We start from the raw sequence: 19,537 nt of genomic DNA, 5'->3' as shown, positions 1-19,537 counted from the left end.
GGTCGGCCATTCATGTGCCATTCATGTGGCAGCCGGACTTATGAAGGCCACTTCGGGGACGGGAGGCCTCTCGATGAATTCTCAAGCTTGCAGGCGCCTGCGCCTCGGCCTTGGCGGCGGCATTGCCGCCATCACCCTGTCGGGCTGTGTCAGCGATCCGGCCTTCCTCGAGGGACTGGCCATGGCCACCGAGGCCATTGCCGCCGAGACCGCAGCCCAGGCTCATGACGCGCGCTGCTATCGCCATCTGAACCGGCATGGCTACTGGGAGACGTTCTGCCCGCTGCCGCCGGGCACCTATGTGCCCTACAAAGACCGTGACCGCTGGCGCGAGCGCCCGCGCGACAGCCACAGCGATCGCGACAGGCGTAACCCGCGCTCGGGCGAGCGCTTCAGCGACCGCCGCCCGCGCTGATCAGCGCTGCCAGCGCAGGCCGATGCGCAAGGTGCGTGGCGGGCCGTAACCGGTAATCCCGTCAAAGGTGCGCGAGGTGGCCACATCGGCATCCAGCGCATTGTCGAGCGCGCCATAAATCTCGATGCCCTGCCTGCTCGTCCATCCGACGCGCACGTCCAGCGTGGTCGCGGCATCGAGGGTGCGGCTGTTCAGATCGTCGTCAAAGCGCGCGCTCTCGTGGCGCAGGGTGAAGGTCGCGCTCATCTGCTCCAGCGGGCGCAGGCGTGCGCTGGCGCTCAAGCTCAATCGCGGTGCCTGGGCGGGGCGCAGACCCGTGAGCTGCGGCGCCGCATCGCCCCCGTCAACTTCCGCATCGGTCAGGGCAAAGCCAAGCGACAGCTCGTTCTCGCCCGCCATGCGCCATCTCATCTCGCCTTCGACGCCCAGTGCCTCGATGCGCCCGGCGTTGCGGCGCTGGCGCAGCACGCCGCCTGCCGGAACGAAGCCCGCTATGGGGAAGGTGCCAGGCCCCTCGGCCAGGGTCACATTGACGATGGCATCGTCCAGCCGGTTGGCGAACACGCCGAGCGTGGCCGAGAAAACACCCCGCGAGAGCCCCGTCCCGATCTCCACACCTATCAGCCGCTCGGGCGAGAGGGCGTCATTGGCCTCGGTGATGTCATTGCCGACGCGAAAGGGACGATAAAGCTCGTTCAGAGTGGGCGGGCGAAACCCGCCATAGGCAGCCGCGTGCAGATGCAGGCCCCGGCCAAGCTCGCGCCGCACGCCTGCGCGCGCGCTGATCACCTGTCCGCGCGCGCCCTCGAAGCGTTCGTCGAGAAAGAAGCTGCTTCCCGCAATATCGCTCTCGCGGCGAAAGCCTGCGCTGCTGGCGAAGGCGTCCGCGCGCACGCCTGCCACCATCAGCCAGCGCCCATCGCTCCACGCGCCGTCCACATAGGCGCCCGCCACATGGCTTCGCCCGCCCGAGACGCGCCTGCGAGTGAAGGCGCCGCCCTGATAGGCATAGTCGGACGAGACTTCCCCGGCGAAACGGCGCACATCGACGCCCGCCTCGGCCTCGATCTCGCCCCCGGCCAGCGACCGGCGCAGCCGCAAGGCCGCATTGCCACCGGTGCCTGTGGCAGGGGAGGCGAACTGGTCGTTGGCAGGCAGGGTGCCCGTGCGTCCGGGCAGCACAGTGACCGAAACATTCTGCAGATCGCTGTCGTGATGCCAAAGCTGCACCCTCCAGCCCAGTGCGCCCTCATGGCTCTCGCGCACCAGGGCGAGGCTGTAGAGCTGGCCGCGGGCACGCGAGCGCGCGCCCTCCAGCCCCGCGCCCCTGCGCTCGTCGTAAGTCCCGATGCGCAGCGAGGCCCGGACCTCGCCGGAAAGCCGCCCATCCAGCCTCACGGCGCCCGAGCGCACGTCCAGGTCCAGCGGCTGGTCGGCATCGCCTCGGCCCTCGCGCCTGACGGCGACATAGCCATCGCTGCGATCAAGAAGGCCGGAGGCGGTCAGGCGCAGCCGGCCTGATGCAGCGCTCCAGGCGCCTCCAAGACGGCCCCCGCCGCGCCCCGCAGCCGATGCGTCGATTGCCCCGCCTCTTTCACGTTCGCTGAGAGCCACGGTGCCTGTCAGAGCGCCTGCTCCGTAGGGGCCGGCGCCTGCGCCCCGGATGATGGCAATGCTCTCCAGCGCCTCTGCGGGCACCTGCGACCAGATCACCCAGCCGCCAAACGGATCGTTCAGCGGCACGCCGTCCAGGGTCACGAGGGCGCGGCCCGCCCCGGACGGCGCGATGGCACGCAGGGAAAGACCCTGTGTGGTCGGGTTGGCTTCTAGGCTGGTGGTGCGGCGAAACAGGGAGGCGGCAGGAATGGCCAGCACCGCCTCATCGACCCTGGCCGCGCGCGAAAGATCGGCCTCTTCAAGGCGCGCCTGCGAAAAGGCATCGGCTGCGCGCGCGGGACTGAGGCGCGCGGCAGTGACGATCACCGCCTCGACGCGCACGGGCGGCGGGCTCGCCTCATCGGCTAGCGCCTCGGCCCGCACGTCCGACGAGGCTTGCGGCGGCACCTGTGGGGGAAGGTCGAAAATTATGACATGCCTCCGCAAGGCACGATGACCGGCCCGTGCCCACAATGGCTCCATCCGCCCGGAGGTTCCACCCAGGCGCGATGCCCTCGCCGACGCTGATCAGCCGCCCGTGACGGGCAGGGGCGGGGCAATATCAGCAAGAGAGCGTGATCCGCTTTCCGTGCGGAACGGTGGTGGACGCGACAGGGATTGAACCTGTGACCCCTACGATGTCAACGTAGTGCTCTACCGCTGAGCTACGCGTCCGTGCCACTTGATCCACCGAGTGCGGGCGGGAGCGGGTCTATAGCCCGTCAGGCGCAGTCTTCGCAAGAGGTGCCGTGCGCCCCGGATTTCGGCAGTAAGCGCTATGCGCCTCAGGCCGCCACCATGCGCTCGACCTCGTTGACCAGATCGCGCAGGTGCACGGGCTTGGACAGAACCTTGGCCTGCGGTGCGGCCTCGGCGGCGGTCAGGGCCACGGCGGCAAAACCCGTGATGAACATGATGCGCAGGCCCGGCTGGCGCGCGGCGGCCACACGGGCGACCTCGATGCCATCGGCGCCCGGCATCACGATGTCGGAAAGCAGCAAGTCCCACGGCCCGTTCTCGAGCGCGTCAATGGCATCATCGCCGTTCTCGCAGGCCACCACCTCGTGCCCGGCGCGCTCGAGCGCACGGCTGAGAAAGCCGCGCAACGAGGCATCGTCTTCGGCCAGCAGGATTCTCGCCATGGTTTCTTGGTCCCAAGTGTTCGCGGCCGAGCCGCGCAAGACGCGCCCGGCTCAATCCGCACACGATAGGCGTGCGCGCGTAAATCAGCGATGAAAATGCGCGCGAGGGATGATGCGATCCCCACCCATTGCGGCGCGAAACTGGTCTGAAGCGGAAAACGGCGTTAGGCCTAGGCGATGATCCCTTACCGCCTTATTGCCGGGGCCGCCGACAGCACTCTGGTCTATGCCTCTCCCCACTCGGGCCGCGATCTGCCCGAGGATGCGGGCGTGCGCCGGACCTTGCGCCCGGCCGCGAGCGGCGCGCCGGGCTTGCGCGAGAGCGAGGACGCGCTTGTCGACGAGCTGATCGTGCCGGCCGCGCGCGAGCACGGGATTGCCGTTCTGCTGGCGATGATTTCGCGCGTCTATGTCGACCTGAATCGCAGCGCCGACGACATTGACCCCCTGCTGATCCGGGGCGCGAGGGTGAGCGAGCCTCTCAATGCGCGCGTGCGTGCGGGCCTCGGCGTCATTCCGCGGCTGAACGGTACGGGAGAGGTGCTTTATCCGGCCATGCTGGACCTTGATGAGTTTCACCGTCGGGTGGAGCGGGTACATCGGCCCTATCACGAGGCGCTGAAGGCCCTGATGGACGCAGCGATGCAGCACAGCGGCCGTGGCCTGCTGATCGACTGGCACTCCATGCCCTCCACCGTGCGCGTGGCAGGCCCGGCAAGGCCCGAACCGGTCGCCGACATCGTTCTGGGCGATCGCTATGGCGGCTCATGCGCGCGCGAGATCACCGAGCACATGGCCGCAGCCTTTCGCGCCGAGGGGCTGAGCGTGGCTCTGAACCGGCCCTATGCGGGGGGCTATACCACCGAGCGCTGGGGTCGGCCCGCAGAGGGCCTTCATGCCTTGCAGGTCGAGCTGAACCGCGCGCTCTATCTCGATGAGGCGCGCCTCAAGCCCGGCCCGGGCTTTGCCGCCGTTCAGGCCATGATCGGGCGGATCACGCAGTCTCTGGTGGATATTTGGGGGCAGGGGCGCGCCGCCAGGCCCTCTGCCCGCGCTGCTGAATAGGGCTTGGCCGTCCCCGTCATCGCGCATCAGGCATAAAAAAACCGCGCCCGAAGGCGCGGTGAAAGTCTGTAGGGAGGAAACGCCCAGGAAGGGCATGAGCACAAAGCTCACCTACGACTTTCGCTGCAACGCACAAATCCGTCAAGTCGTTTTTCGCGCTTGCGATCACAAAGGGTTACGAAAGTGATCGGCGATCACTTGAGGTGTCGCAATCTCATCCTGCTTCAGGTTTTTTGCGCTGCGGCATCGCCCGGCCCTCGAACAGGCGGCGCGCCTCGCGAACGCCGAGGGCCGCAGGCGAGCTTCTCTGGCGCCAGACAAGCAGCGAAAAGCCCAGTACGGCACCGATCAGCAGCCACAGCGGGCCGAACAGCCACGCCCCCGCCGCCAGGGCGAAATAATAGGTGCGCACCCCGCGGCTGAAGGCGGACAGTGCCGGGTTCAGCACCGAAACGCTGGCGGCGGCATAGGCTTGCGCGTCAGGTCCCGATCCGTCATCCGGCATGGCTCCGATCAGGGCGAGGGTGTAGTTCATCTGGCGGATCGACCAGATGAAATCGAGCAGGCCGCGCGCCAGGCACACGGTCACAAGGCCCAGCTTTATTTCCAGCAGCTCCAGGGGCGCTCCGGCGTCTCCGACCATGGCCACGCCCGACAGCGCCTGTTCGCCGCCGAACAACACGCCTGCCACCGCCGCGATCAGCAGCAGGTTGGCCGAGGCAAAGAAGCTGGCCGAATTGATCGAATGGCCCATGAGCTGGCTGTCCACCAGCCTGATCTCGCGCACGCTCATGGCCCGCATCCATGCCGAGCGCACCACCAGCATGTCGTCGTTCAGGCACTCGCCCCGGCGCGCCAGCCATTTCAGCACCGGCTCATAGCCGATCCAGCTCGCGGCAAAGATGCTGACGGCGATCCAGTCGAGAAGGTTCATGGGTGCTTGGGCCTCCGCCCATAGCTGTGCGCGCCCCGGCCCGATTTCGCAAGCAGGCGTCTTCGCACTTGCAGCACCTGCGTGCTTCCCCTCGCGGGCACGAGCCTCTATGCAGGCGCCCTCCCCCCGAAGCGCCAGAGCGCGCCAGCAAAGCGTATGCGTGAAGCAAAGGTCTGCCCATGAAACTCGACGCCATTACCGTCGGCCCCAATCCGCCCTGGGACATCCATGTCGTCATCGAAATCCCGCAAGGCGGCCTGCCGGTGAAATACGAGATGGACAAGGCGTCAGGCGCCCTGTTCGTGGACCGCTTCCTGCACACGGCCATGTACTATCCGGGCAACTACGGCTTTGTGCCCCACACCCTGTCGGATGACGGCGATCCCTGCGATGTCATGGTGATCAACCCGACGCCGGTGGTGCCCGGTTGCGTGATCCGCGCGCGTCCCATCGGAGCGCTGATGATGGAGGACGAGGCGGGCAAGGACGAAAAGATCCTCGCCGTGCCGGTGGACAAGCTCAATCCCTTCTACTCGGACATCGCCTCGTACCGCCAGCTGCCCCAGATCCTGATCGAGCAGATCGAGCACTTCTTCAGCCGCTACAAGGATCTGGAAAAGGGCAAGGTCACCAACATCACGCGCTGGGCCGATGCCGCCGAGGCCGCAGAGCTGGTCCGCCAGGGCATGCTGGCTCACGAGGCCCTCCAGGCGAAGCCCGATCAGGGCTGAGCTGATCGCCGGGGCGTGACGGCGCGCACGCCCCGTCCTATGTGAGAGGCGATGGCAGGTTCCGAGACCCCTCAGGAGCGTTTCAGGCGCGCGCTGGCCCACACGGCCCGGGCGCTGGCGGAGCGTGCCGATCTGGATGTGCGCTTCTCGGGCGACGGCCCGCGCCTCTCGGGCGATGCCATGGTCCTGCCCCTGCCGCCGCGCAATCTTGATGAGGCCGGGCAGGAGGCGCGGGCGGTGCGCGGAGAGGCTGACCGGCTGGCGCTGCGCCTTGCCCATCATGACACGGCGATACACGCCCGCCACCGCCCGGTCGAGCCGCGTGCCGCAGAGGTGTTCGAGGCGCTGGAGCAGACGCGCATCGAATGTGTCGGCTCGGGCGCACTGCGCGGCGTGCGCGACAATCTCGATGAGGCCCTCTCTCGCAGGCTGGAGCGCCAGCGTCTGCCCGATCAACCGCTGTCCACCGCCGAGGCCGTGGGCCTTTTGCTGCGCGAGCGCTTGTGCCACAGCCCCCTCAGTGCGGACCTCACGGCGCGGCTGGCGGGCGTGCGCGAGGCGCTGGAGGCGCGGGTGTCGGGCGCGCTCGATGCCCTGAGCGAGGCGGCGGGCGAACAGGATGGATTTGCGCGGGCCAGCGCGGCGGTTCTGGAGGCGCTCGACCTCGATCCTTCCGATGGCACCACGCCCGATGCCGAGGATGCCGATCCCGGCGAGCCGCCCGAGGATGATGCCGCAGACAGCCCGGACGACAGCGACGAGGACAGCGAAGACGAGAGCGCTCCGCCCTCGGGAGGCGACGAGAGCCCGGCCTCGCCAGGCGATGCGCCCTCCAGCCCTTCGGGTGACGGCAGCGCCGTGGAGCGCGAGGGCGGCGATCCCGACGAGGCGCTGGGCGAGGGCGAGCGGCCCAACCGCAGCGTCGCGGCGGACGACGGGCGCGAGATCGGACAGTATCGGGTCTTCACCACCGCCCATGACGAGATCGTGGATGCCGACGATCTGTGCGATCCCGACGAGCTTTCGCGCCTGCGCCGCCTGCTCGATCAGCAGCTCAGCACCCTGTCGAGCGTGGTCGCGCGCCTCGCCAACCGCCTGCAACGGCGTCTGCTGGCCCAGCAGAACCGCTCATGGATCTTCGATCTGGAGGAAGGGGTGCTGGACACCGCGCGCCTGACCCGCGTGATCACCGATCCGTCCGCGCCCCTGTCGTTCAAGGAAGAAAGCGCCTCGCCCTTCCGCGACACGGTGGTGACCTTGCTGCTCGACAACTCGGGCTCCATGCGCGGGCGCCCGATCATGGTGGCGGCGGTCTGTGCCGACATTCTGGCGCGCACCCTGGAGCGCTGCGGCGTGAGGGTCGAGATTCTCGGCTTCACCACGCGGGCCTGGAAGGGGGGGCTGTCGCGCGAGGCGTGGGTGTCGGCGGGCAAGCCGGCCCAGCCGGGCCGCCTGAACGATCTTCGCCATATCATCTACAAGCGCGCCGATGCGCCCTGGCGCCGGGCCAAGAAGAATCTCGGCCTGATGATGCGCGAAGGCCTGCTGAAGGAAAACATCGACGGCGAGGCGCTTCTGTGGGCTCACGAGCGCCTGCTGGCGCGGCCAGAGGCCCGGCGCATACTGATGGTGATCTCGGACGGTGCGCCGGTGGACGACTCGACCCTGACCAGCAACGCCGCGCTTTATCTCGACAGGCACCTGCGCGCGGTCATAGACCACATCGAGACCCGCTCGGACGTGGAGCTGATGGCGATCGGGATCGGCCATGACGTCACGCGCTGGTATCGCCGCGCCGTCACCCTGATCGACGTCGAGCAGCTGGGCGGCGCCATGATCGAGAACCTGGCCGAGCTGTTCGAGCAGCAGGACACCCGCCCCCGCTCAGGCAGGACCGGGCGGCGCGCCGCCTGAGCGATCAGTTGCGCCGCACGCGCTGCGCCGTCTCCTCGACCGCCTGGCCGGCCGCCTGGGCATCGCGGCCCAGCCCCGCCACGGTGTTGCATCCGCCAAGGCCGATCATGGCCGAGACCGCCAGAAGCATCACGACTTTGCGCATCACGCTTTCCTCCGGGAAATACGGGTCTGGATCATCGGGGTGAAAATAGTTGAGGCAAGGCCCCTCTACAATTGGCCCGCAGGCGCGTTATAGCCCAGCCATGAGCGATACAGCATCCCCGCTTCCCGCCTCGCCCCAGACGTCCGGCACCGCCGCGCGCCGCCTCGTCGAAACCCTCGTCATGAACGGTATCGACCGGGTGTTCTGCGTGCCGGGCGAAAGCTATCTGGCGGTGCTCGATGCCCTGGGCGACCACCGCGATGCCATCAAGGTCATCACCTGTCGCCACGAGGCAGGCGCGGCCAACATGGCCGAGGCCTACGGCAAGCTGACCGGAAAGCCGGGCGTGTGCATGGTCACGCGGGGGCCGGGTGCAACCCAGGCCGCCATCGGCGTGCATACGGCCCATCAGGACTCCACGCCCATGATCCTGTTTGTCGGCCAGATCGCCCTGACCGACCGGGGCCGCGGCGCCTTTCAGGAGGTGGACTATCGCCAGGTGTTCGGCGGTCTGGCCAAGTGGGCCACCGAGATCGAGAGCCCCGAGCGCACCACCGAGATCGTCGAGCGGGCCTTTTCCACCGCCTTGCAGGGGCGCATGGGCCCGGTCGTCGTCGCCTTGCCCGAGGACATTCTGCACTGTGATGGCGGACCGGCGCCGCAAGCTCCTGTCGTGGCTGCGGCCAGCGCCCTGTCTGACGACTTTCTTGCCGAACTGACCCGCTTGCTGAGCGGGGCCGAGCGGCCCCTGCTGGTTCTGGGCGGCTCGGGCTGGACCCAAGCGGCATCGGACGCCATCGGCCAGTGGTGCGAGCGCCACCGCATCCCGCTCACCCTGTCGTTCCGTCGCAAGGACATCCTGTCCAACGATCATCCCTGCTATGGCGGCGATCTGGGACTGGGGTGCAATCCCGAGCTGATGCAGCGCGCGCGCGACAGCGATCTGATCATCGCCATAGGGGCGCGGCTGGGCGAGAATCCCACCCAGGGCTACAGCCTGTTCGAGCGGGCGCAGATCGGCACGCGCCTGGTGCATGTCCATCCCGGCCCCGAGGAGCTGGGCCGCGTGTGGCCCACGCGCCTTTCCGCCTGTGCGGACGTCAGCCTTGCGGCCATGGCCATCTCGCGCATCGATCCCGGTCGCCGCTGGGACGGAGAGGCGAGCGCTGCGCGCGCGACCTATGATTCCTTCAGCACGCCGGTCACGGTGGGCGGTCGGGTCAATATGTCCGAGGTGGTCAAGGCGCTGGGTGAGGCCCTGCCCGCCGATGCCATCGTCACCAATGGCGCGGGCAATTTTGCCGCCTGGCTGCACCGCTTCTATCGCCACCGCGCCTGCCGCACCCAGCTTGCGCCCACATCCGGCGCCATGGGCTATGGCCTGCCCGCCGCCCTTGCGGCCAAAAGCGTGCATCCTGACAAGGTGGTCGTGGCCGTGACCGGCGACGGCGATTTCATGATGAGCGTGTCCGAAATGGCGACGGCGGCCCAGCATGGGCTGAACATCATCACTCTGGTGGTCGACAACGGCGCCTATGGCACCATCCGCATGCATCAGGAGAGCCACTATCCGGGCCGCGTGGTGGCCACCGACCTGCGCAATCCCGATTTCGTGGCCCTGGCGGAAAGCTTCGGGGCCAGAGGATACAGGGTGGAGACCACCGAGGCCTTTGCCCCTGCGCTCAAGGCGGCCATGGACGCGGGCGCGCCCGCCCTGATCCACATTCTGACCGATGCCGAAGACATCGCGCCGGGCCGCACCCTGTCCGGTCTGCGCGAGGCGGCACGCTCGAAGGGCTGAGGCCTAGTAGCGCAGGATCTCCAGCAGGGAGACACGCCGCAGCTGGCTGATGACCTGGGCCGAGGCCTGAATGGCAATCTGCGACAGCTCGAGGTCGGTGATGGCCTTGGCCATGTCCGCATCCGTGCGCTTGGAGACCAGTTCCTCGATCGAGATGCGCTGGTCGTCGTGGGCCTTCATCACCGACTCGACCCGGTTCTGCATCGAGCCGTTTCGCGCCGCCAGATCGGTGACATGGCGATAGGCCACGTCCAGCTCGCCCAGCTTCTGGGTCAGGAAGTCGCGCACGGCATCGGGGATGTGCCCGTCGATGGGGCCGTCGGGGCCGGTGTGAAACTGCTGCAGCTCGCGAAAGATCGTCAGGGCATCAGAGCCCACCTCGTCGGCGAGGAAGCCTGTCTGAAGGCTGGTGCCGGTGTCGATGCGCGAGACAGAGCGAAGCTGATCGTTGATGAACACCGACGCCACATCGGGGGCGGCGGCAAGCTGGCCAAGAGACAGGGCTGTCACCGGGGCCTGTTCGCTGTTGGCGCCTGCGAACAGATAGCGGCCCTGATGCTTGGCGTTCAGTCCGTCCTGCACGATCTGGAACTGGCCCTGAAGATCGAGCATCAGCCCGTCGAGCCTGCCTGCCGCCAGCGCCTCGGCGATGGCGTTGCGCGCACCGATCACGCCATCGGCCACGCGATCAAACGCAAGCGCCTGGGTGGCGAGGCGCGAGGCCACCGCCTGTCCGGTGTCCATGAAGCCCTGAATGCGTGACTGCATGGACTTCAGCGCCGTGAGCGTCTCGGAGGTGCGCCCGAAACCCTCCAGCGAGGTGGCGACCTTCTGGGTCGATACGCGCTTCTGGGCATCCAGTCCGCGCGACTGGGCGCTCATCAGGTCAAGCAGGGCGGACTGATAGTTGCCGAGCGTGGAGACGCGGGTCATGGCCTTACCTCAGCATGCCAAGAAGGGTGTCGTACATGTCGCTGGCCGCCTGGATCAGCCGGGCCGAGGCATTGAATGCCTGCTGATAGACGGTCATCAGCACCAGTTCCTCGTCCAGATTGACGCCCTCGAAGGCGGTCTGGCGTGCGCGCGCCTCGGTGTAGAGGGCCAGCGACGCCTGCTGGCGATCTCTGGCGCTGGCGGCCTTGCCGCCGATCTCTCCGGCCAGCTCCGAAGCATAGCGCGAGATGCTGATCTCGCCGCCGACCGCGCCGCCTGCATTGGCGAAGCGCGAGGCAACCTGTCCGGCATCGGCCAGTGCCAGCGCGCCCCGACCGTCGCCCGAGGAGAGCGCCTGGGCACCGGGAGCCACCGACAGGTTGAGCTGGGCCAGCGCAAGCCGCGAGGGATTGTGGGCGATGTCGGTGCGAATGGAGAAGCCGTCGCCGCGCGAGGCACGCACGCCGCCACCGATGCCGAACAGCTCGGTCAGGGACACGCCCGAGGGCACCTGGGTGGTGGTATCCGCCAGAACGCCGAGGCCGGGCGCGGGCTGGGCGAAGGCGGCAAAGTGCAGGGCACCGTTGGCATCGAGACTGAACTGTCCGAACCGGCCCACACCCTCGGCCTGATCGTTCAGGCGCGCGATCAGATCGGCCATGCTCGCGCCGGGCGGCACGGTGACATTGATGTCGCGCAGCTTGGCGCCGTTCTCGTCCGTGAAGCGGAAGGTGATGCTCTCGCCCGGCGTGAAGCCGTGCGCCGAGGCAAGGCCGAGACCCGTCTCATAGATGGCCGGGCGGTCGGTGCTGATCAGGTCGTTGAGGCCGAAGAAATGCGAGAAGCCCCGTCCGGTCTTGCTGGAGGGGCTGGCCGGGTCATCGGCGATGGCAATGCCGTTGCTGCCCGCGGCGGCGGTGATCGACAGGCGGCCCTGTGAAAAGCTGGCCACGGCCTGACCGCCCAGCTGGGCATTGAGGTCGGCAAGGAAGCTGGCCGGGCTGGAAGGCGCGCCATTGATGCTGAGCGTGCCGCCTGCGAACACGATCTCGGCCTGGGTCACGATCACGCCTGAGGCATTGGTGACGGCGATGGTGGTGGTGCCGGTAAAGCCGGTCAGGGCGCTCTCGAGGCTCTGGCCCACGTTGCGGCCCGTCAGGGCATTGGGGGCGGGCACGGCGCTGTTGGCATTGTGGGCGCGGTTCAGCTCGTCGGCGATGCGCGACATCAGCTCGGACAGGCGCTCCAGCGCCGCCGGGGCCTCGCGGTCGCGAACCTCAAGCAGACCCTTGATCTCGCCACTGTTCAGGTGGTCGGCCAGCGAGCGTTTCACGCCGCGCGGCTCGGTGATCCAGATCTCGTCGAAGCTGCTTTCCGCGTTGATGGCGCCTGCGCGCGCATAATCGAGCGTGGCATGGCCGTCGCCCGCCAGCATCAGGCCAGAGCCCGTGCGGATCGACACGCCGCCGACCGCGCGCACCGACACCCGGATGTCCATGAGCTGCGAGAGCTGTTCGATCAGGGCCGACTGCTTGCTCTCCGCGCCCGAGGCATCCTGCTGAAGGATGGAGGCACGCGAGATCTCGACGTTCAGCGCCTCGATCTGGGCCAGCAGGTTGTTGACCTTCTCGACCGCCGACTTGATGCGCCCGTCCGCATCCTCGCGCACCGCATTGATCTGGCCGGTGATGCGCGCGCACTCGTCGAACAGGGACTGGACGCGGAACAGGGCATCCTGGCGGCGCGGCCCCGAGACGCTGTCCTCGGCCGCAGCGGCGAAGGCCGCGAACATGGCGTCGATCTGGTTGAAGAAGCCGGTCGAGGCACCCGGATCGCCGAACAGGGACTGCACGCGCTCGAACAGTTCATGACGCACCCCGAAGCGCGCCGCATCCGAGCCGGAGTTCAGGCTGGCCGCCTGCAGGAAGCGGTCGGTGGCCAGCTTGATGCGCGTCACCTCCACGCCCATGCCCATGCCCTGACTGGTCAAGGACTGCTGCTCGGCCACCTTGCGCACATAGCCGGGGGTGTTCACGTTGGCGACGTTGTCGGACACGACCCGCAGCTGGGTCTGGGCCGTCATCAGCCCTGAAGTGCCCGTGTTGATGATGGCATTCAGCGACATGTCACCCTCGCCCCCTTTCCAGCGGACACCCGTGATCGCCCGGTGCCCGCGCGCAGTAGTCGAACCAGGCCGGACGGGCGAGGCGCACCCGGCAGGCTTTGCAGCCCCTGCGGCGTTTTTTGCCCACGAAGTCGTCCTGCGATCTTGGCCATAGCTTTGATAATATTGTACTTTCTGTTCAGGGCGCGCCCTGATGCCTCCTGTGTGGCGCAAGGGGCGGGCCAGACGCCGTGCCCGCCGACAGCCAGACCGGTTCTGCGCGCCTGCCCCGGCAAAAAACCGCTCGCTGCCCCGGCAAAATCCGCCGCAGCCGGGCACCACACGCGATGGGTGCGAGATGAAAAGCGTCGCTTTTTCAGTATTTTGAGCAAGTGGCGCGGGCGTTGCTTGGGCTGTGCCGAATGATCGGCTGCCAGAACGCGGTCGGGGCCTGACCCAAAACTCCCCATGGCCGAAGCGCCGGGGAAGCTTCGCAAGTTGACCGCCACCGACATGAGTGTGCCCGCTCCTCTCTCAAGCCCGGTGAAGCCCGCTGTCGGCGGTGCTGCGCCCCTGAGTGCGCGTGCGGTCAGGAATGATGGGGCGGGTGAGACGGCGGGCGAGGGCGATGCCTCGCCGTTTGCGGCCCTGCTTGGGCCTATGACGGGCCAGGAAAACGCCTTGGTGCCCGCCTCGCCTGCACAAGGCTCTGGCCTGTCGGTCATCGCACAGTTTGGCCCGGCACAGGCGCAAGCACAGGCCCCAGCACAGGCCCCAGCACAGGCCCCAGTACAGGCAATGTACGCCGGTGACGGCGCAATCGGCGAGGCGTGGACCGCGCCGGGCGATGACTTGCCGGGGCCTGCCTCGCCCTCTGGCCTCGGGGACAAGAGCGAAGGCCTGTCCGCGCCGCTGTCCGATCTGGCGCGTGCTGCTGCGGGCGCTGAGCCCGGCTCGGCCCAGATGGCGGCAACCCCTAATGTTTCGCCCCGGATCGGCGCGGCGCTGCCGGTGCAAGGCGCCGGTGCTTCTGCCCCCGCTCCGACAGGCCCCGTTCCTTCAGGTGATGAGGGCGCAGCGCCCCTGCCGGCAGAGGGTGCGCCCGGCGCGGGCGAGGATGGGCAGGAGCCCGCGACCCAGATGATTGCCCAGCGCGTCGGCCTGCGCGATGGCTGGAAGCTCTCGGAAGATGGCCGCATCGAGATGCGCCCCGGGACGGCGCGCATGTCCGCCGTTCAGGCTGCGTCCGGTGGCGCAACCGCTGGCGCGATGAATGGCGCGCGTTCAGGTGCAGCCTCCGCCGCAGCACCTGACTCCCAGACCGGTCCGCAGGCCGGCCCGCCTGCACAGGGCGCTCCCGGCTTTGTCGATGCCCTGGCCCAGGCGAGCGCGCGCGCCGCGCCCATGCCCGCCGCATCCGCTGAGGCTGCGCCTGCGGGACAGGGCGCCTTCTCAGCCATGACGAGCGGAGTCGCGAGCGGTGCTGCGGGTGGAGGAGCAGGCAGTGCTGATACGCAAGCCTCCGACAAGTCCGCGCCCGCCCGCGCCACCGCCCTCAATGCCCAGACCCTGGCTCTGGTCTCGGCCCGCTTCATCCAGACCCTTCAGGGGCGCGCCACGCGCTTTGACATGACCTTGACGCCTGAAAGTCTCGGGCGCGTGGACGTGAAGATGAGCGTGGACGGCGACGGGCGCGTGGCGGCCCGCCTCGCCTTCGACAATCCGCTGGCCATGACCGATTTTCGCGGGCGCGCCGACGAGCTGCGCCGCGAGCTTGAGGCGGCCGGCTTCACCTTGTCCGACGAGGGCTTCGAGTTCACCGAGCGCGAGCGCCGCGAGGCACTCCCTCTTTGGGAGCGGCACGACGCACCGGGCCGCGCCCCCAACCCTGAAACCGAGACCGTGACGCCCGCCCGCTGGCTGGCGCTCGGCCCCGCCCGCGAGGGCGTGGATGTGAGGATCTGAGCATGGTCACAGCCGTCGATACCGTCGCCTCCACCCAGAGGGTGAGCACCGGGCGTGCCACCTTGATGACCAACTACGAGACCTTCCTGTCGCTGCTGACCGCCCAGCTTCGCAATCAGGACCCCCTGTCTCCGGTCGATTCCAACCAGTTCACCGCCCAGCTCGTGCAGATGGCCGGGGTGGAGCAGCAGCTTCTGACCAACGATCTGCTCACCGCCCTGCTGAACCAGAACCAGGAAACGAGCCTGGTCAACGCCACCCAGTTCATGGGCCGCGACGTCACGGCGGTGTGGAACACGACCAAGCTCGATGGCGGCCAGGCGAGCTGGTCCTATGAGCTGGGCCGCCAGGCCTCGGGCGCGCGCCTCGAAATCCTCAACGCCCAGGGCAGCGTGGTGTGGAGCGGTCAGGCGCCCAACACCGCCGAGGGCCTGCACGACTTCACCTGGAACGGGCGCGACAATGCCGGCAATCAGCTTCCCGACGGGGGCATCTATACCCTTCGCATCGCCGCAACGGACTCGACGGGCGCGAGCGTTCCCGCCCAGATCCTGATGCGCGGGCGCGTGACGGGCGTCGAGCTGTACCAGGGCCAGCCCTATCTGACGCTGGGCGCCACCACCTTGCCGCTGTCCTCGGTGATCGCCCTCGATGAGGCACGCGCGGCCAATGCGGGCACGGGCGCGGGCACCGGCACCAACAACGACAACGATGACGGGGGAGGCCTGCTGTCGAGCATCGCCGCCCGTCTCAACCCCCTCAACCTGTTCTAACCGCTTCCAAGAAAGAGCCAGGACCATGAGTATCAACAGCGCCATGCTGGCCGGCGTCTCCGGCCTCACCGCCAACTCCGCCTCTCTCGCGGCCATCTCCCAGAACATCGCCAATGTGAACACGGTTGGCTACAAGCGCAGCCAGGCCGACTTCCAGACCGTGATCAACTCCCAGAGCCAGGGCACCGGCTACAGCGCCGGGGGCGTTCTGGCGACCAACCGCCATTTCATCAGTCAGGAAGGCCAGCTCCAGCGCACCAACAATGCCACCGATCTTGGCATTGCCGGTCAGGGCTTCTTCGTCGTCACCGAGCGGCCTGAGAACCTGCAGGTGACCGATGCGCGCCTGTTCACACGCGCGGGCTCCTTCCGCGTGGACAATCTGGGCTACCTGCAGAACACCGCCGGGCTCTACCTTCAGGGCTGGCTGGTCGATGCCGAGGGCAACATCAATGCCGATCCTTCCGACCTGACGCGCCTGCGCTCGATCAATGTCGGCTCGGTCGGCGGCACGGCCGAGCCCACGACGCGCGCCCAGCTCAATGCCAATCTGCGCTCCAGCCAGCCGGTCTCGCCCGAGGCGGCGGATGCGGCCCTGATCCCGCCCGGCCCCAATGCCTATGATCCCGCCACCAATTCCATGGCCATGTGGAACCCCGAGACGGGCGACGGCGTGAAGCCCGACTTCGAGATGACCATTCCGGTCTCGGACTCCAAGGGTGGCCAGCGCACCATCGCCATCGCCTTTCTCAAGAGCGATGTGCCCAACCAGTGGTATGCGGAAATCCGCGCCATTCCCGCCAGCGACGTGGTGACCGGCGCCGGTCTGACCAATGGCCAGATCCGCACGGGTCTGGTGGCCTTTACCCAGGACGGCCGCCTCGATGTGAACGCCATGCAGGCGCTGGGTGCCCAGGCCCTGTTCGATGATCCCGAGACCGCGACCCTGACCTTTGGTGCCTCCAATGCGGCGGCACCGGGTGCAGGCCAGATCAACTGGGCACCGGGCCTCGGCATCGACGATCAGAGCATCTCGCTGAATCTGAACGCCTCGGCAGGCGGCCTGACCCAGTATGACAGCCAGTCGGTGGTGCAGGCGGTGCTGACCAACGGCACGCCGTTCGGCAACCTGACCAATATCGAGATCGACGAGAGCGGCTTCGTCACGGCCATCTTCGACAACGGGGTGACGCGCCGCATCGCCCAGGTGGCTCTGGCGACCTTCCCCTCGACCGACAACCTGCGCCCGACCTCGGGCAACGCCTATCGCGTCAGCCAGGCATCGGGCACCTACAACCTCAAGGCACCGGGCACGGGCGGGGCGGGCTATATCGGCGCATCCCAGCTGGAGGCCTCGACGGTGGACCTGTCGACCGAGTTCACGGGCCTGATCACCACCCAGCGCGCCTATTCGGCCTCGTCCAAGATCATCACCACCGCGGACGAGATGCTCGAAGAGTTGATCCGCATCAAGCGCTGATGAGGGCCCTGGCGGGCTGAAAGCCCGCCAGGGTGTCCCATACTGACCCAAGGCCTTTGGAATCTCTTACCCGCGAAGTTCATGATTAGGTTCGCCTTTACCACAGCGCTTAAGCGGCCCTTAGCGGCGGGTGCCTATGCTTGGCCTCTGGTGATGGTGAAAGAGGCTTAAGCCCATGCTTCAAGAGCACCGCCTTAACAGCAAAGGCGAGAAATATGTGGTCGGTCCGACAGGCGCGCCGCTGACGCTGGCGGACCTGCCGCCGCCGAACACGGACCGCTGGGTGATCCGGCGCAAGGCGGAGGTTGTCGCTGCCGTGCGCGGTGGGCTGATCAGCCTCGAAGATGCGCTGACGCGCTATCGTCTTACCGCCGAGGAGTTCCTCGCGTGGCAGAAGGCGATCGACAAGTGGGGCATGCAGGGCCTGCGCACCACGCGCATCCAGCAGTATCGCGGATAGGACGTCCCAAGCCCGGACACCGCCTGATCGTCTCAGGCCTCGATTTTGCGCGCTTTGAAGACTAAATGGCCTCCATGGCCAAGGTCGATCCCATGATGACAGACACGCTCTGTCCCGTGCCCGACATCGCCGCCTTCGACATGGAGGCGGCGATTTCGCTTGCGCGCGAGGCGGTTGGCCTGCCTGCGGGCGCGCGCGTGGTGGCGGCCATGTCGGGCGGCGTGGACTCCACGGTGGTGGCTGCGCTCCTGCACCGTGCAGGTTATGAGGTCGTCGGCGTCACCTTGCAGCTCTACGATCACGGTCAGGCCCTGAAGAAGAAGGGCGCCTGCTGTGCGGGTCAGGACATCCACGATGCGCGTCTGGCCGCAGAGATCATCGGCATCGCCCACTATGTGCTGGATTATGAAAGCCGCTTTCGCGATGCGGTGATCGACCAGTTCGCCGACTCATACCTGCGTGGCCAGACGCCGGTGCCGTGCATCCGCTGCAACCAGACGGTCAAGTTCCGCGACCTGCTGGACGTGGCGCGCGATCTCGGGGCCGAGGCCATGGCGACGGGGCATTATGTGCGCCGCGCGCAGACGCCGGGCGGGCAGGTACAGATGCGCCGCGCCATCGACCACTCGCGCGATCAGTCCTATTTCCTGTTCGCCACGACCCGCCAGCAGCTCGACTATCTGCGCTTTCCCCTCGCCGACCTGGAGAAGCCGCAGGTGCGCGGCGTGGCCGCTTCGCTGGGCCTCAAGATCGCGGCCAAGCCCGACAGCCAGGACATCTGCTTCGTGCCCTCGGGCGACTATCGCACCTTGATCGACCGCCTGCGCCCGCAGGGCCGCGAGGCCGGCGAGATCGTGCACATGGACGGGCGCGTGCTGGGGCACCATGGCGGCATCACCGACTTCACCATCGGCCAGCGCCGCGGCCTGAACGTGGCTGTGGGCGAGCCCCTGTTCGTGGTGCGCCTCGAGCCCGAGGCCCGCCGCGTGATCGTCGGACCGAGAGACGCCCTGCTGACGCACAGCCTGACGCTGGAAGAAGCCAACTGGCTGGGTGACGAGCCTGACCTCGCAACCGCCGCCATGGCGGGCCTTGGCGTGCTGGCGCGCGTGCGCTCCACCCGTCAGCCCTCGCCTGCACGCCTCGAGATGATCGACGGCGAGGTGCGCGTGGTGTTCGATAGCGGCGAGGAGGGCGTCGCGCCGGGTCAGGCGTGCGTGCTTTACGGGCCGGATGACCCGGACCGGGTGCTGGGCGGCGGCTTCATCCGCTCCACCCGCGCGCTGCTGCCCTAGCGGCGGCGAAAGCGCAGGAAGATCGGGGCCGTGTCGCCCAGCTTCTTTTCCTCATAGCGGGTGGTGACGTGATCGTGGGGCGCCTGGCGCCAGTCGTACGCCTCCTCGGCCATCCATTCCAGCGCCTCGCTGGCGCCGAGAATCTCCAGCGCATGGGCGCCGTAAGCCTTCCAGTCGGTGACGAAGCGCAGCTCCGCGCCCGGCTTCATGCGGCTGACCAGTTCGGCGACGAAATCGGGCTGGATCAGGCGGCGCTTGTGATGGCGCGCCTTGGGCCAGGGATCGGGAAACAGGATCATCACCCGGTCCAGCGAGGAAGGCGGCAGGGCCTTGATCACGTCGCGCGCATCGCCCGCGTGAAGGCGCACATTGGTCAGGCTCGCCTCCTCGATGTGGCGCAGTGCGCTGCCCACCCCGTTCAGGAACGGCTCGCAGCCGATCATCAGGGCCTCGGGATGGCGGGCGGCCTGGGCGCACAGGTGCTCGCCTCCGCCAAAGCCGATCTCAAGCCACACCGCCTGAGCGCCGGGCATGAGCGCGAGCGGGTCTATCGGTCCTTGTGACGGGTCGGGCAGGGCGACCTTGGGCAGCAGGGTGTCGAACAGGGCCGCCTGTCTGGGTTTCAGGGTGCGCGAGCGGATGCGCCCGAACGAGCGCATGGGCCCCCAGGTCGGCACGGCGTCTGGCGCGGGTGGGTCTTTGGGATCATTCATGGGTGCGCGCC

The 19,537-nt window shown here is 67.9% G+C and carries 17 protein-coding genes and 1 tRNA gene; 10 read left to right on the top strand and 8 right to left on the bottom strand.

Going from position 1 to position 19,537, the window contains the following annotated elements:
- Positions 1-73 precede the first annotated feature (73 nt).
- Positions 74-415 carry a hypothetical protein gene (locus ACK4E3_RS06980; RefSeq protein WP_409698309.1) on the top strand — a complete coding sequence of 114 codons (342 nt, stop codon included), beginning with the start codon at positions 74-76 and terminating at the stop codon, positions 413-415.
- Here the strand turns inward: ACK4E3_RS06980 and ACK4E3_RS06975 are convergent, their stop codons facing one another.
- The 3 genes from ACK4E3_RS06975 to cpdR form a co-directional block, all read right to left on the bottom strand.
- A complete protein-coding gene (locus tag ACK4E3_RS06975; protein ID WP_409698306.1) occupies positions 416-2,479 on the bottom strand; it encodes a TonB-dependent receptor in 2,064 nt (687 codons plus the stop codon).
- A gap of 192 nt (positions 2,480-2,671) precedes the next feature.
- Positions 2,672-2,746: transfer RNA gene (locus ACK4E3_RS06970), tRNA-Val, on the bottom strand.
- A gap of 110 nt (positions 2,747-2,856) precedes the next feature.
- Positions 2,857-3,213, bottom strand: coding sequence for a cell cycle two-component system response regulator CpdR (cpdR, locus tag ACK4E3_RS06965; protein WP_409698303.1), 357 nt, complete (start codon positions 3,211-3,213; stop codon positions 2,857-2,859).
- 177 nt (positions 3,214-3,390) lie between these two features.
- On the opposite strand from cpdR, the gene ACK4E3_RS06960 reads away from it, so the two are divergent.
- Entirely contained in the window at positions 3,391-4,278 is an 888-nt protein-coding gene (locus tag ACK4E3_RS06960) for an N-formylglutamate amidohydrolase (RefSeq protein WP_409698300.1), read from the top strand.
- Between the two features lie 214 nt (positions 4,279-4,492).
- Here the strand turns inward: ACK4E3_RS06960 and ACK4E3_RS06955 are convergent, their stop codons facing one another.
- Positions 4,493-5,212 carry a DUF599 domain-containing protein gene (locus tag ACK4E3_RS06955; RefSeq protein WP_409698297.1) on the bottom strand — a complete coding sequence of 240 codons (720 nt, stop codon included), beginning with the start codon at positions 5,210-5,212 and terminating at the stop codon, positions 4,493-4,495.
- A 179-nt stretch (positions 5,213-5,391) separates the two neighbouring features.
- Here ACK4E3_RS06955 and ppa point away from each other — a divergent pair, with 179 nt between their 5' ends.
- Positions 5,392-5,943, top strand: a complete 552-nt coding sequence (gene ppa, locus ACK4E3_RS06950) for an inorganic diphosphatase (protein ID WP_409698294.1) — start codon at positions 5,392-5,394, stop codon at positions 5,941-5,943.
- A 51-nt stretch (positions 5,944-5,994) separates the two neighbouring features.
- A complete protein-coding gene (cobT, locus tag ACK4E3_RS06945; protein ID WP_409698291.1) occupies positions 5,995-7,857 on the top strand; it encodes a cobaltochelatase subunit CobT in 1,863 nt (620 codons plus the stop codon).
- Positions 7,858-7,861: 4 nt separating this feature from the next.
- Here cobT and ACK4E3_RS06940 read toward each other — a convergent pair whose 3' ends face one another.
- Positions 7,862-8,002 carry an entericidin A/B family lipoprotein gene (locus ACK4E3_RS06940; RefSeq protein ID WP_409698288.1) on the bottom strand — a complete coding sequence of 47 codons (141 nt, stop codon included), beginning with the start codon at positions 8,000-8,002 and terminating at the stop codon, positions 7,862-7,864.
- Between the two features lie 100 nt (positions 8,003-8,102).
- Between ACK4E3_RS06940 and ACK4E3_RS06935 the strand changes: the two genes are divergently transcribed.
- Complete coding sequence (locus ACK4E3_RS06935) at positions 8,103-9,803, top strand: thiamine pyrophosphate-binding protein (RefSeq protein ID WP_409698285.1); 1,701 nt, start codon at positions 8,103-8,105, stop codon at positions 9,801-9,803.
- A gap of 3 nt (positions 9,804-9,806) precedes the next feature.
- Here the strand turns inward: ACK4E3_RS06935 and ACK4E3_RS06930 are convergent, their stop codons facing one another.
- Together ACK4E3_RS06930 and flgK are read right to left on the bottom strand one after the other, a co-directional pair.
- Positions 9,807-10,736: a flagellin gene (locus ACK4E3_RS06930; RefSeq protein ID WP_409698282.1), complete on the bottom strand. Its 930-nt coding sequence runs from the start codon at positions 10,734-10,736 to the stop codon at positions 9,807-9,809.
- Between the two features lie 4 nt (positions 10,737-10,740).
- A complete protein-coding gene (flgK, locus tag ACK4E3_RS06925; RefSeq protein ID WP_409698280.1) occupies positions 10,741-12,861 on the bottom strand; it encodes a flagellar hook-associated protein FlgK in 2,121 nt (706 codons plus the stop codon).
- Between the two features lie 777 nt (positions 12,862-13,638).
- Here flgK and ACK4E3_RS06920 point away from each other — a divergent pair.
- From ACK4E3_RS06920 to mnmA, 5 genes are all read left to right on the top strand, one after another.
- The gene (locus ACK4E3_RS06920) at positions 13,639-14,805 is read left to right on the top strand and encodes a flagellar hook-length control protein FliK (protein WP_409698277.1); all 1,167 of its coding nucleotides are present in this window, start codon (positions 13,639-13,641) and stop codon (positions 14,803-14,805) included.
- Between the two features lie 2 nt (positions 14,806-14,807).
- Positions 14,808-15,578 carry a flagellar hook assembly protein FlgD gene (locus tag ACK4E3_RS06915; protein WP_409698274.1) on the top strand — a complete coding sequence of 257 codons (771 nt, stop codon included), beginning with the start codon at positions 14,808-14,810 and terminating at the stop codon, positions 15,576-15,578.
- Between the two features lie 25 nt (positions 15,579-15,603).
- The gene (gene flgE / locus ACK4E3_RS06910) at positions 15,604-17,058 is read left to right on the top strand and encodes a flagellar hook protein FlgE (protein ID WP_409698271.1); all 1,455 of its coding nucleotides are present in this window, start codon (positions 15,604-15,606) and stop codon (positions 17,056-17,058) included.
- 175 nt (positions 17,059-17,233) lie between these two features.
- Positions 17,234-17,518 (top strand): DUF1153 domain-containing protein, encoded by a 285-nt coding sequence (locus ACK4E3_RS06905; protein WP_409698268.1) that lies wholly within the window; start codon positions 17,234-17,236, stop codon positions 17,516-17,518.
- Positions 17,519-17,583: 65 nt separating this feature from the next.
- A complete protein-coding gene (mnmA, locus tag ACK4E3_RS06900; RefSeq protein ID WP_409698266.1) occupies positions 17,584-18,813 on the top strand; it encodes a tRNA 2-thiouridine(34) synthase MnmA in 1,230 nt (409 codons plus the stop codon).
- On the opposite strand, the gene trmB is transcribed toward mnmA, so the two are convergent.
- Complete coding sequence (gene trmB / locus ACK4E3_RS06895; RefSeq protein WP_409698263.1) at positions 18,810-19,526, bottom strand: tRNA (guanosine(46)-N7)-methyltransferase TrmB; 717 nt, start codon at positions 19,524-19,526, stop codon at positions 18,810-18,812. The genes mnmA and trmB overlap by 4 nt on opposite strands.
- Positions 19,527-19,537 lie beyond the last annotated feature (11 nt).

Origin of the sequence: Brevundimonas sp., from assembly GCF_046299595.1 — a bacterium.
Classification (GTDB): Bacteria; Pseudomonadota; Alphaproteobacteria; order Caulobacterales; family Caulobacteraceae; genus Brevundimonas.
This window is presented reverse-complemented; position numbering and strand designations above follow the sequence as displayed.

What these genes read in the sequence shown, in the direction of transcription:
- cpdR (WP_409698303.1), bottom strand. Translation starts at nt 3,213, where the DNA reads ATGGCGAGAATCCTGCTGGCCGAAGACGATGCCTCGTTGCGCGGCTTT.
- ACK4E3_RS06905 (WP_409698268.1), top strand. Translation starts at nt 17,234, where the DNA reads ATGCTTCAAGAGCACCGCCTTAACAGCAAAGGCGAGAAATATGTGGTC.
- ACK4E3_RS06930 (WP_409698282.1), bottom strand. Translation starts at nt 10,736, where the DNA reads ATGACCCGCGTCTCCACGCTCGGCAACTATCAGTCCGCCCTGCTTGAC.
- trmB (WP_409698263.1), bottom strand. Translation starts at nt 19,526, where the DNA reads ATGAATGATCCCAAAGACCCACCCGCGCCAGACGCCGTGCCGACCTGG.
- ACK4E3_RS06960 (WP_409698300.1), top strand. Translation starts at nt 3,391, where the DNA reads ATGATCCCTTACCGCCTTATTGCCGGGGCCGCCGACAGCACTCTGGTC.
- ppa (WP_409698294.1), top strand. Translation starts at nt 5,392, where the DNA reads ATGAAACTCGACGCCATTACCGTCGGCCCCAATCCGCCCTGGGACATC.
- mnmA (WP_409698266.1), top strand. Translation starts at nt 17,584, where the DNA reads ATGGCCTCCATGGCCAAGGTCGATCCCATGATGACAGACACGCTCTGT.
- flgE (WP_409698271.1), top strand. Translation starts at nt 15,604, where the DNA reads ATGAGTATCAACAGCGCCATGCTGGCCGGCGTCTCCGGCCTCACCGCC.
- ACK4E3_RS06955 (WP_409698297.1), bottom strand. Translation starts at nt 5,212, where the DNA reads ATGAACCTTCTCGACTGGATCGCCGTCAGCATCTTTGCCGCGAGCTGG.
- cobT (WP_409698291.1), top strand. Translation starts at nt 5,995, where the DNA reads ATGGCAGGTTCCGAGACCCCTCAGGAGCGTTTCAGGCGCGCGCTGGCC.
- ACK4E3_RS06935 (WP_409698285.1), top strand. Translation starts at nt 8,103, where the DNA reads ATGAGCGATACAGCATCCCCGCTTCCCGCCTCGCCCCAGACGTCCGGC.
- ACK4E3_RS06920 (WP_409698277.1), top strand. Translation starts at nt 13,639, where the DNA reads ATGTACGCCGGTGACGGCGCAATCGGCGAGGCGTGGACCGCGCCGGGC.
- flgK (WP_409698280.1), bottom strand. Translation starts at nt 12,861, where the DNA reads ATGTCGCTGAATGCCATCATCAACACGGGCACTTCAGGGCTGATGACG.
- ACK4E3_RS06940 (WP_409698288.1), bottom strand. Translation starts at nt 8,002, where the DNA reads ATGCGCAAAGTCGTGATGCTTCTGGCGGTCTCGGCCATGATCGGCCTT.
- ACK4E3_RS06915 (WP_409698274.1), top strand. Translation starts at nt 14,808, where the DNA reads ATGGTCACAGCCGTCGATACCGTCGCCTCCACCCAGAGGGTGAGCACC.
- ACK4E3_RS06980 (WP_409698309.1), top strand. Translation starts at nt 74, where the DNA reads ATGAATTCTCAAGCTTGCAGGCGCCTGCGCCTCGGCCTTGGCGGCGGC.